At 44.6% G+C, this 11,849-nt stretch carries 4 protein-coding genes, 1 tRNA gene and 9 pseudogenes; 7 read left to right on the top strand and 7 right to left on the bottom strand.

The annotated features are described in order from the left end of the window. Nucleotides 1–155: 155 nt before the first annotated feature. Nucleotides 156–731 (bottom strand): annotated as a pseudogene (locus tag BEB54_RS26895) (transposase); the annotation flags it as partial. 72 nt (nt 732–803) lie between these two features. Here BEB54_RS26895 and BEB54_RS26890 point away from each other — a divergent pair. Together BEB54_RS26890 and BEB54_RS26885 are read left to right on the top strand one after the other, a co-directional pair. After that, nucleotides 804–1,965: pseudogene (locus tag BEB54_RS26890) on the top strand (IS3-like element IS911 family transposase). Nucleotides 1,966–2,516: 551 nt separating this feature from the next. Beyond that, nucleotides 2,517–2,768 carry an HTH domain-containing protein gene (locus BEB54_RS26885; RefSeq protein ID WP_001315600.1) on the top strand — a complete coding sequence of 84 codons (252 nt, stop codon included), beginning with the start codon at nt 2,517–2,519 and terminating at the stop codon, nt 2,766–2,768. Between the two features lie 395 nt (nt 2,769–3,163). Here BEB54_RS26885 and BEB54_RS26880 read toward each other — a convergent pair. Next, a pseudogene (locus BEB54_RS26880) lies at nt 3,164–3,469 on the bottom strand (transposase); the annotation flags it as partial. A gap of 48 nt (nt 3,470–3,517) precedes the next feature. On the opposite strand from BEB54_RS26880, the pseudogene BEB54_RS29595 reads away from it, so the two are divergent. Continuing rightward, nucleotides 3,518–3,992, top strand: a pseudogene (locus BEB54_RS29595) (transposase); the annotation flags it as partial. Nucleotides 3,993–4,127: 135 nt separating this feature from the next. Here BEB54_RS29595 and BEB54_RS29590 read toward each other — a convergent pair. From BEB54_RS29590 to BEB54_RS29585, 4 genes and pseudogenes are all read right to left on the bottom strand, one after another. Further along, nucleotides 4,128–4,303, bottom strand: a pseudogene (locus BEB54_RS29590) (IS110 family transposase); the annotation flags it as partial. Between the two features lie 178 nt (nt 4,304–4,481). Then, nucleotides 4,482–5,429, bottom strand: a complete 948-nt coding sequence (locus tag BEB54_RS26875) for a DMT family transporter (RefSeq protein ID WP_012775897.1) — start codon at nt 5,427–5,429, stop codon at nt 4,482–4,484. A gap of 400 nt (nt 5,430–5,829) precedes the next feature. Then, nucleotides 5,830–5,903, bottom strand: a tRNA-OTHER gene (locus tag BEB54_RS28890). Nucleotides 5,904–6,228: 325 nt separating this feature from the next. Next, nucleotides 6,229–7,243 (bottom strand): annotated as a pseudogene (locus BEB54_RS29585) (integrase core domain-containing protein). Nucleotides 7,244–7,644: 401 nt separating this feature from the next. Between BEB54_RS29585 and BEB54_RS26860 the strand changes: the two are divergent. The 3 genes and pseudogenes from BEB54_RS26860 to BEB54_RS29580 all read left to right on the top strand — a co-directional run. Continuing rightward, nucleotides 7,645–8,676 (top strand): annotated as a pseudogene (locus BEB54_RS26860) (IS3 family transposase). 314 nt (nt 8,677–8,990) lie between these two features. Further along, nucleotides 8,991–9,827 (top strand): helix-turn-helix domain-containing protein, encoded by an 837-nt coding sequence (locus BEB54_RS26855; protein WP_000149836.1) that lies wholly within the window; start codon nt 8,991–8,993, stop codon nt 9,825–9,827. 407 nt (nt 9,828–10,234) lie between these two features. Further along, nucleotides 10,235–10,511, top strand: a pseudogene (locus tag BEB54_RS29580) (transposase); the annotation flags it as partial. A 175-nt stretch (nt 10,512–10,686) separates the two neighbouring features. Here the strand turns inward: BEB54_RS29580 and BEB54_RS26850 are convergent. Then, nucleotides 10,687–10,956, bottom strand: coding sequence for a hypothetical protein (locus tag BEB54_RS26850; protein ID WP_000976359.1), 270 nt, complete (start codon nt 10,954–10,956; stop codon nt 10,687–10,689). 118 nt (nt 10,957–11,074) lie between these two features. Here BEB54_RS26850 and BEB54_RS26845 point away from each other — a divergent pair. Next, nucleotides 11,075–11,773 (top strand): annotated as a pseudogene (locus BEB54_RS26845) (IS256-like element ISEc39 family transposase); the annotation flags it as partial. Nucleotides 11,774–11,849 lie beyond the last annotated feature (76 nt).

Raw genomic sequence — 11,849 nt, 5'->3', positions numbered from 1 at the left:
CCACGGGAATATCTACGGCAGCAAGCCAGTAATGGGTTAAGTGATAACAGGTGTCTGGAAATATAGGGGCAAATCCATTCACGGAGATATTGCAATTACCTCCGGATGTCAACAACGGATGAAAAGTGGCTCTTCCGCAACCTGGGTAGAGATTTTCATGCCAGTGGACTCATGACCCTCTGCCTAAGTAGTTCAAATCCGACTCGACCATACATCTGGCGTTTCAGCATCTTCAGGCGATTTACATGACCTTCGACAACACCATTACTCCAGCGACTGCTGATTGCCTCACATATAGCCGCAGCATCGGCTTCCATCCCCGCCGCCACGCGCCGAAATTCTGCTGAACCGCTTTCGTGGACTCGAGTGAACCAACTGCTTAGCTGTGATTTATTTTGGGTTTTCAGAATACGGTAGAACTCGAGTACCAGTTGCTGCGCTATTTTCAGCTCCGGTTCTTTTTCACACATCAGACTAATAAATCGGGAAGCATAATTTTCTTCACCCCTGATTATTCTCCAGGGCATCAACCAGCGGCTTACCCGGGACACTGAAGGAAGTCTGACGGCAGTAGTAACCGGTGGGTTCCAGCCTTTACGCCATTTGGCAACCGCATCCCTGACGATGGTTTCACTGCCTGTAAATCCCCGGGCCACCATTTCCCGCCATATCCGGCTGGCGTTATAATTACCACTTTCTCGTTGCTCTTTTAACCACTCCCTCCATGGGTCAGAAGTGGCACACTGAATTTGGCCACCTGAACAGAGGTGATATGCTCACCTCAGAACAACACAGGTGCTCCAATGAAAAAAAGAAATTTTAGCGCAGAGTTTAAACGAGAATCCGCTCAACTGGTTGTTGACCAGAAATACACGGTGGCAGATGCCGCCAAAGCTATGGATGTTGGCCTTTCCACAATGACAAGATGGGTCAAACAACTGCGTGATGAGCGTCAGGGCAAAACACCAAAAGCCTCTCCGATAACACCAGAACAAATCGAAATACGTGAGCTGAGGAAAAAGCTACAACGCATTGAAATGGAGAATGAAATATTAAAAAAGGCTACTTGATGTCAGACTCCCTGAACAGTTCTCGATAATCGGGAAACTCAGAGCGCATTATCCTGTGGTCACACTCTGCCATGTGTTCGGGGTTCATCGCAGCAGCTACAGATACTGGAAAAACCGTCCTGAAAAACCAGACGGCAGACGGGCTGTATTACGCAGTCAGGTACTTGAGCTACATGGCATCAGCCACGATTCGGCCGGAGCAAGAAGCATCGCCACAATGGCAACCCGGAGAGGCTACCAGATGGGACGCTGGCTTGCTGGCAGGCTCATGAAAGAGCTGGGGCTGGTCAGCTGTCAGCAGCCGACTCACCGGTATAAACGTGGTGGTCATGAACATGTTGCTATCCCTAACTACCTTGAAAGGCAGTTCGCCGTGACCGAGCCAAATCAGGTGTGGTGCGGTGATGTGACCTATATCTGGACGGGTAAGCGCTGGGCGTACCTCGCCGTTGTTCTCGACCTGTTCGCAAGAAAACCAGTGGGCTGGGCCATGTCGTTCTCGCCGGACAGCAGGCTCACCATGAAAGCGCTGGAAATGGCATGGGAAACCCGTGGTAAGCCCGGCGGGGTGATGTTCCACAGCGATCAGGGCAGTCATTATACGAGCAGGCAGTTCCGGCAGTTATTGTGGCGATACCAGATCAGACAGAGTATGAGCCGGCGCGGAAACTGCTGGGATAACAGCCCAATGGAACGCTTCTTCAGGAGTCTGAAGAACGAATGGATGCCGGTGGTGGGTTACGTAAGCTTCAGCGAGGCAGCTCACGCCATAACGGACTATATCGTTGGATATTACAGCGCACTAAGACCGCACGAATATAACGGTGGGTTACCCCCAAACGAATCGGAAAATCGATACTGGAAAAACTCTAACGCGGTGGCCAGTTTTTGTTGACCACTTCAAGTCGATTTTCAGAGAGACGATGCCTGAGTGCCGCTGGCGCGGCATATGTTGGTGGCTGTGTCTGAAAAAGGTTATATACTCTGCATAAAACCAGACAACACGCAGATTACCAGGCGAATATCGATACTCTGACTCGTTATACCCATGCGTGCGGCATCATAAAACCTGCAATTGTCCTTTATTGAATGAAAGGGGGGCATGTATAGGAAATTGAAAAAACAAGCGATACTGCGGTCTAGTTAAATGGCGTGATGAATAATTGAGCAATCTTGCAGCATTAGGAGCGCTAATATGCAGCTATTTTTATTTATTGGCGTCAAAAATTATATAGGGAAATTTCCCCCATATAATACCCTGAGAGCCGCATCACGTCTGGCCTGAGCGACATCCTTAAGATGTTAATAAGAATTAAAATCTTAAGGAGAAAAAGAACGCGCGTTGCTCGATATCTTTTTCTTTGAACTACAATTCGATGACCTTCGGACGACATCCAGACAGCCGCAAGAAAAAACATGGCCTAGCAGAGATAAGGGGCGCTGACATTGAAAACGACAAATTCAATCCTACGTGTAATCGCCAGCGTCATTGCTGCCGGACAAAATCAAATCTCAATCACTGAACTGGTAAGCCTCTCCGGTATTAGTCGACAGAGTGTTAAGCGGGCAATTCAGATACTGGAACAGACAGGGCAAATCACCGTTACCAGAACAACCACCAACGGCAAGCGCGGAGCCAACACCTACTACCTGCCAGACCAGGATTTGGGAGGCGGTTGCCGTTCAACATTATCTTAACCACGGCTGCTGCCTGGAGTTTACGGGGTCTGAAGCCCAACCGTACGAAAACGTACTATAAGGGCTTCCCCGGCATGTCAACGCCAGTTTTTATGTTTTTGCCTGCTTGACGTATAGGAATTTGAAAAACCAGGCGTCCTCATTAAAAATAAAGGGAAAAGACTGCGGTACTATAAACGGTCATAATGAATCGTCATCGATTCGGCCCCTGATGAAAGACGCTCGTGAGGTTCTTGTTCGCTAAGCGGATATGTATATCCTGTACGTTTTGCAGATATTCCTCACGGGGTATAACCCTTTATCATCAACGAGTTGCAGGTCAAATGGTCATACTGTTGCTGCGTGCTTTAGCTGGCTGAATACAGTCTGAAATCATAACCGTAATGCAATGATGCTCAGTACAGCCTTGCATTTTTGGCGGCGATGGCCACAACTGCGCGCCAGTATCCTCTGCGCTCGACCAGTGAACAGTCCCAACGACTGAATGAGTCAGTCCTTTTCTCAGCACCAGTCAGTACTGAACGAGCCCCCTGTACCAGAAGCGTTCGCAGATACGAATGACCGGCTTTTGTTATCCTGCCGAGCTTCGACTTTCCGCCGCTGCTGTATTGTTATGGTGTCAGTCCCAGCCCGGCTGCCAGTTGCCGTCCATTTTTAAAATCATGTGCGTTACCGATACAGGCAACCAGCGCACAGGCAGTGTGGGAGCAACTCCTTTTAGGGGGCAGTTCGGATATAGAGAATTATTACTACTCCTGCGTGCAGTATGGAATGAAAAATGTTCATCCAACAATCTGGTACTCCATTCTGATAACGGTGGTCCCATGCGCAGTTATACGTTGTTGGCGAAAATGTATGCGCTTGGAGTGCTAAGTTCTTATTCCCGGCCAAGAGTCAGCAATGATAACCCTTACTCAGAATCTTTGTTCCGGACTCTCAAATATTGTCCCTGGTGGCCTGAGAACGGTTTTCGCACTATTGATGATGCCAGAGTATGGGGAAACCAGTTTTGTAAACTGGTACAACTTTGAACATAAGCACAGCGGGATCAAATATGTCACGCCAGCCGAGCGTCATCAAGGTAATGACATGAAAATACTGGCAGCCAGAAAAGCAGTATACCAGCTGGCACGCGAACAGCATCCTGAACGTTAGAGAAAGCATCTACGTAACTGGGACTACATATCAGAAGTCTACCTGAATCCAGAAAAAGAGGCTGCATAACGTAATTTTATTACAAAAGGCGACAACTACCTTGAAAAACGCCGTTACTCACCGATCTCCTTCACGGTAATACACACCTGATGAATATCACAAAAATTGACACTCAAATCAGGGGGAGATAGAACTCAACAGGGCTTGCCGAAATAACCTTGCCTGGTTGTGAGCTTCGGAACATGCCTCCATCCCGATAACACAGGGCTGCAAACCAGCAATCAGCTCAGGAAGCCCAATTCGTGATATTCTGGTGTTAACCAAAGCCGTTTACCAAAAAGCCGTTTACCATCCTGGTCAATACCGTGAACAGTAAGCATATTTTTAGCTAGATCGACACGATAGTAGCAATAGTCATAACGAATCCATCCGGACTATGCTTACCCTCATAATTGCACAAGAGTTAACCTGGTGCATATTCAGGGGAAGCCCCTTCCATCCGTTAAGTGTAATGGCCTACATTAACAACTGAAAACGAAAAGTCTTTTCTTCAAGTTTTCAGGAATTCTCCGCATGTTCAGCAATTTCATTAGCTTTTTGTGATGAACTATCTCTATGTCCGTTGGTTACAGGCACTCGACGTAAGAACAGAGTCAGAAATAGCCCTATAACTAGCGGTATAATAAACAGCATTGATTGAGTTGAAATTCCATATCCATATATACAGCTTTCAAGGCTTACCGCAATCAATGGAAAAATAAGGAAAACAAGAGAAGCCTGAAAGGCACTGGCCTTTTGCTGAAGGGCAAAGTAGCACAATATTCCAAAAACTCCGGCAAAAGCACCGAGATACAAGGTGGCTAATATTGAGTACACAGAGAAGGTCGATACCTCGGGTCTTTCGAAGAACCATCCTGTCGCAGAAAGTATCAATCCTGCCAGAAAGCACGGGAGCGCATTAAACGTTACCACAGAGACAGTACAACTTCTTTTCTTACATTGAGTATATATTATGGCATGAATGATTACCGCAGAAACAAGAGCAATAATCCCCTGCCAGTGACTCTCTGCACTTGTTTTCGATTCCTCAAGAAGGATGCCCGCCAGTGCAACTATTGCGATAGTTAAACCCATAATTTGCATTGAGTTCGTTTTTTCCTTCAAAAACAAAGATGAAGCTATCAAAACAGCTACAGGCATATTCGCAAATATAAGGGATGCAAGTCCGGAACTGACATAGGTTTCACCATAAATCATTAATGAGAAAGGAATGGAAAAATAAAAAACACAAATTACAAGCTGGAATAAGCGTTGTCCGGGTGGAAATAAAATTGGTATTTTTCTTAACCATGCAATACTGATTAAGAATGGTGCAGCAAACATAAACCTCATCCCGGTTGCAAAAACTGGAGGGATAGTTTCAGCGGCTATTCGCATAGCCAGCCATGTGGTCCCCCAAGTCAGTACAACAAGCAGGAATAATACCAAAATCGTCATTCTGCGCATAAGATTCCTCTACTATAGAAGATAAAAAAACCGCCGAGACGGCGGTTAACTGCATGAGATTACAGGTATTGATAATCTGAGATGTCGGGTGCCTCCCGAAGAATATCTGATTGGTTACAGATATTCTGTGGTTTTCCCGCCAAACAATTCTACAAACCACCCTCGCACTGAGGAACATCTCTTTTCGTTATATTAACAACATTGAGATAGTGCATCACTGGCACCTCCAGGAAATTGCAACACCCTCCAGCAATGCACTATCCTCATATTGATAAAAAAATAAGCACTGGAACTGTAGTTAACAAATATAAGTTATCACAGAACAGGATGATATAGGGTAATGAAAATATCCCACACAATTTGTGTCAGTGCCCAAAAACACGTCCAACTGCTTTTCTTTAGCGGGTGGTGGGAATCGAACCCACATCATCAGTCGAAAAAAACTGAGGTAATTACCATTATTACGATACCCGCACAACATATTAAAAATGAACATATTATTTATATGTCAATCAGCATTATCCTTGCCTTCCCGGTAATCCACTCTCAATGTTTGTAAAACATAAAAAAAGCTGGTTTCACACATCCATTTTATGAACGTGCTCATGATTTTCTCTTTGGAGCACGTGCTTGCGCAACCAGCATTAAAATAAAATGCAAGCGTCAGTATAGCCAAGTTGGCATCGGGGATGAATGCCATGAACTTTCGTAAAGAAGATTAAATCAATGTACATTTGTGTTGTTTGCTAATTGTGCACAGGTCTGCCACCAGATGACCAGCCCCCAGGATTAGATGCAGCTATCTGTTAGTAATGTCGCCATTCCACCACCGTGCTGCAAACTCTGATGGCATCTGATAATTCAGTACTGAATGTGGATGATACTCGTTATAATTCTGTCGCCAGCCATAATGACTTTCCTTAGCAAACGACATTCCTGAACCTGTGCTCATTCAGACATTCATCGCGAAATAGCCCGTTAAAGCGCTCAGGAAATATGTTCTACGTTAGTTTGTCCGACTGGATTCTGTTCAGGTCTTATCGTCACCGGATAGCCTTGAAACAGTGCAATGCAGTCCAGAATACGCGTGACCTGAACACCTGAAATCCCGAATACTGTGGTTATTGTTAAACACTCCTTCGTAAATGTCGTCCACGCAGGTCAGGCATTTGATTCTGCGTCCAGTAACCAGCGTGTCCATGGCAAAATCCATCGACTTGGTCAGGTTTTGAACCTCCGGACAGAGTTACGGCAAGCGTTCTTGACCAGCCCTTTACGACGTCATCTGCATTTCACGCCCTGGCAGCTCAGATGATAAAGATGGTAAACGTGCTTGCGATTAACATGAGCCCCTTCACGGTGCAGTACTACCAGATGTGGCGGTTGCCAAAACGTCTGCGCTTTAGTGACAGCATCAATGATGTGTCCTGCTCAATACGTATCAGAATACGTATTGAGCAGGACTCTGAGTCTCATCGCGCAGGTCGACAGGGATAAGTCAGCCTGCAGCAAGACGTTGCGTCAGAGCAGTCGCATCACATATAAAACGGTGCCTCGCTTCGGGTCTGCCATCAGTACTTTAGCCCTGGAGTCACCTGAAGTGCGTCCTTATCGGGATAGCTTGGGTAAGCAACACCTGGAGTCTGCGCCCTCTTCCTCAAGCGACTTCAGGGGCTTGACCTCGGGTATCTCCATACCACTATACTTCTTACACCAGGTATAAAAGAGTGCATCGGACATGGATGCGCTTGCTACAGAGCTCACGCTCCTCCGGTTATACTGATACTCTGTTTGCCGGAAAAATGCTTTTTCATGGGGATGTCCTCATGTGGACTATGAAGACATTGCTGACACCAAGATGCATCAATCAACGAAGAGGGGAAATCCTGTTACAGGATATACAAAAGTTAAAATTAATAAGATATTAGAATAAGGTATTTACGCACGCAGTTGATATACCCAAACGACAGCTAGTACCCCATCAATCTGCATATAAAATTGCTGGCCACGCTACATCCTGTTAGCGAAAGTACTGATTAGTACTTCAATGGCCAGCGCAAAACTGAAAAATCCAATTCAGGCAAATAAGGGATGATGATACCGTAAGTAAATCGTGATATCGCGTTAAATATATTGCCACATCCACACACGTTGAGTTTGCTTATTGTGCACTGATTTCTATGATGTACCCTGATCTTAGTCAGAGGTGACTCACATGACAAAAACAGTATCAACCAGTAAAAAAACCGTAAACAGCATTCGCCTGAATTTCGCAGTGAAGCACTAAAGCTTGCGGAACGCATCGGTGTTGCTGCCGCAGGCCGTGGACTCAGCTTGTATGAATCACAGCTCTACAACTGGCGCAGTAAACAGAAAAATCAGCAGACTTCCTCTGAACGTGAGCTGCCGGAACAGGATGAAGAGCTGGCCATACTCCAAAAGGCAGCGACATACTTCGCGAAACGCCAGAAATGAAGTATGTCTTTATTGAAAAACATCAGGCTGAGTTCAGCATACAGGCAATGTGCCGCGTGCCCGCAGCGGCGGGTATATGTGGTATCGGCGGCGGGCAAGGATAAAAGTACACGTCAGCAGTTCCGTCAGTACTGCAACAGCGTTGTCCACGCTGTTTTTACCCTGTCAAAACCGCGTTACGGTGCACTAAGCCTGCGCCGTTAGGGACTGAGGGCAAAAGCTTCCCGGAAGTTCAGCCTGATCAGTCACCGCGCACACAGCCTGCCTGTGTCAGAAAATCTGCTTGAGCAGGATTTTTACGCTGTTGGCCCGAACCAGAAGTGGTCGGGAGACATCACGTACTTACGTACGTGATGAAGGCTGGCAGTATCTGGCAGTGGTCATTGACCTGGGGTCACGTGCCGCTATTGGCTGGTCAATGTCACCACGCATGACAGCGCAAATAGCCTGCGATGCCCTGCAGATGGCGCTGTAGCGGCGTAAGAGACCACAGAACGATATCATTCGGAGGCCAGTACTGCTCTGCAGATTATCAGGCATTGCTGAAGCGGCATAATCTGCGTGGCAGTATGATCGCAAAAGACTGCTGTTTCGATCATGCCTGCGAGGACATCTTCTTTCATTCACTGAACGTGGAATGTATCCACGGAGAACTCTTTATTAGCTGGGAAACAATACGGGCAACAGTGTTTAGTGTTTACAATCGCTGGCGACGGCACAGTGGATGTGGCGCCTTAGTCCTGAACAATTTGAAAACCAGAACCTCGCTTAGGGCGGTCCATATTACGTGGGTAAGATCACCCCTCCTGACCATGAGTGGGAGGAAGGAAACAGAACTCATTTAACGCACTTGCACCACCTTCATATCAAAAAATACACTTTTCCAACGAAACTTAGTGTTAAGTTTATGTTGCCTTTTTTCTGTCACCTCTTTTAATTTAATTGTTATGAATACCTGATTTATGAAGCCATACAAAAAACGCGATTTTGTTGGCTTATTGTGCACTGTGTGCTGCTTGCGCACAATAAGCTAATGCGAACGTATAGTAACCACATTAGACTTTATGCGTCTAAATGAGGTTAATGATGACGCACAGCACAATTAAGCAATTGACAATAAAAGCAATTCTCGAATACATCGAAGACAATATTGAGGTTAAAAGTATCGATATTGAATCGATAGTCTGTTTTTCTGGTTACAGTAGGAGATATTTGCAATCTCTGTTTAAGTCTCACATGGGAGTACCCATAGGGAGGTATATACAACTCAGAAGAGTTTCAAGGGCTGCGGTATTATTACGATTGACATCATTATCATTGGCCAGTATTGCAGGCAAACTCTGTTATGATTCTCAACAAACATTTACAAGAGAGTTTAAAAAAAACACAGGTTTTACGCCTTTACAATATAGAAACAGTAATCTATGGACCTTTAAAAATCTTACCGGTCCAAAAGAACCATCAATTGTCATACCCAAACCGAAACTTTGTTATCTTGATGAAAATAAATTTAAAGGAATGCCGATGTCTTATGAAGAGGATATTCCTTTTTGGGGAGAAAATTCAGATAAAAAATGGAATTATGTAAAAAAATATTTTACAGAAAATAAAGAATCATATATAGCCATATCTCATGATGTTAATTCCTCTGCAAGAAAAAAAGTGAGAATTAAACTTATTTTCTGGTTTGAGAAAGAAAGGCATAATCACACAACAGGAGTGCTTACAGCCGGAACATATGCCAAGTTTGAGTATACTGGCAGCATAAAAAACTACATTCATTATATCAATAATGTTTATATGAACTCGCTCCCTTTTTATGGGTTGCAAAAGAAAAATGTATATGATCTTGAAATAATTCATAAGGATAAAGACGATAGTTATCGCTTTGAGTATTACTTACCAATATGCAACAAAACATAAAATATAAATATTGAACGTATATTCTAAAAATGGTTATTTTAGCAAAAAAAATAACACCCATCATTATTAATGTTTGTAAAGAGCCCACGTTTTCAGTGGGCTGATTAGTCCAAAAGCTGAAGTTCTTGGTGCTGAATAAATCCTGAATGAATTTTCCTTGTAGTGGTCAATAAAAACCGAACTCCATTTTATTTTTTATTTCTCTGCACACCTCAGTCAGTTTGATCAGCTGCTGAAAAAACTCAGCGTTGAAGCCGCTTTCAATGCAGAAATGGCACACCATCTCGGGTATGAAAAAAATCAGCCCCGTATTACCGGGACGGATAACTGTAAGTATCCCGCATAATCGTGCCATTCATATTTAGAAATCATCCGGCATAATCAATCTGCCAACGAAGGAGATCGCTATGCGTACAGCCCGTTTTACTGAGCATCAGATCATCGCTGTGATTAAGTCGATTGAAGCCGGACGAATTGTTAAAGATGTTTGCTGACCTGAGCCTGGAGAACCGAGTGCTGAAGGATGTTATCGAAAAAGCTTTAAAACAAGCCTGTAAGCGTGAGTTGGTTACTCATCTGATAACGACATTCGGGCTCAGCATCCGTCAGGCCTGCCAGAGTTTGAACCTGAGCAGAACGGCTTACCATTACCGCCCAGATACCACGCGTGATGAACCCGTTATAAACGGGGCTATTTATATGCTTACCTTTTGTGTATTACCCTCAATATTAAATTAATGTTGAGGGTATTTGGGTGCGATATTGTTTTTTTTGAGGCGTAATTTTACAGTATTATTTCTGAAAAAATATTTGCGTATGCTATTTAAAGCAAAAAAAATCTTCAGTGTAGGCAATAAAATTATTGTTCCTTTCGCACTTCTGGCATAGCAATGTTACCGCCATACTGTTCTTCCAGTAATGATGCAAGAAATTTAAAAGATTTTTGTTGTTCTGGCGACCATTTGACATTAAGTGACTCGAAATGGATTGATGCCAGTGTTGGTAGCATTTGTTCTCTGGATAGAGAAAATGCGAGATATGAAAATGCGATCATTAGAGTATTTACGTCGTTCTGAAGTCTGGAAATGTGGTCGATTAATTCTCCAATAGAAATATTTTTTTTCATCATAAAAAATCATCTTATTAATTTACTCGTATTTTTCGTAAACGCCAGTTGAGACTGTAATTAAAATTGTGTAATTGCCTGTTTTTGATATGTTCACTCCAACAACGGAGACAGGCAAACGATGGACGAAAAGAAACTTATAGCCCTTGCGGCTGAACTGGCCAAAGGCCTTAAAACCGAAGCCGACCTCAACCAGTTTTCACGCATGTTGACAAAGCTTACCGTCGAAACGGCGCTCAATGCAGAACTGACTGACCATCTCGGTCATGAGAAAAATGCTCCTAAATCAGGCTCTAATACCCGTAATGGCTACTCGTCAAAAACGGTATTGTGCGATGATGGCGAGATCGAACTTAACACGCCGCGTGACCGTGAAAATACCTTCGAACCGCAACTAATTAAGAAGCATCAGACACGCATCACCCAGATGGACAGCCAGATTTTGTCCCTGTATGCCAAAGGCATGACTACGCGGGAAATCGTTGCCACGTTCAAAGAAATGTACGACGCCGATGTCTCGCCCACGCTGATATCCAAAGTGACCGATGCGGTTAAAGAACAGGTCTCTGAATGGCAAAATCGACCGTTGGATGCACTGTATCCCATTGTTTATCTTGACTGTATTGTGGTTAAGGTTCGTCACGGCGGGAGTGTCATTAACAAAGCGGTGTTCCTCGCGCTGGGCATCAATACCGACGGTCAGAAAGAGCTGCTGGGTATGTGGCTGGCAGAAAATGAAGGTGCAAAGTTCTGGCTGGGTGTACTGACTGAGCTGAAAAATCGTGGCCTTCAGGACATCCTGATTGCCTGCGTGGACGGTGCGTATTACCGTGAAGGAGATCGGTGAGTAACATCGATGGAGATCGGTTCGTGTCACTTTCACAGAACCGTTTTTA

It is taken from the genome of Escherichia sp. MOD1-EC6021, assembly GCF_002965245.1.
Taxonomy (GTDB): Bacteria; Pseudomonadota; Gammaproteobacteria; order Enterobacterales; family Enterobacteriaceae; genus Escherichia; species Escherichia coli_F.
Note: the sequence above shows the minus strand (reverse complement) of the source record. Positions and strands in the feature narration are given on the sequence as shown.

Coding starts and splice junctions, on each gene's coding strand:
- BEB54_RS26875 (WP_012775897.1), bottom strand. CDS start 5,429: ATGCGCAGAATGACGATTTTGGTATTATTCCTGCTTGTTGTACTGACT.
- BEB54_RS26855 (WP_000149836.1), top strand. CDS start 8,991: ATGACGCACAGCACAATTAAGCAATTGACAATAAAAGCAATTCTCGAA.
- BEB54_RS26850 (WP_000976359.1), bottom strand. CDS start 10,956: ATGATGAAAAAAAATATTTCTATTGGAGAATTAATCGACCACATTTCC.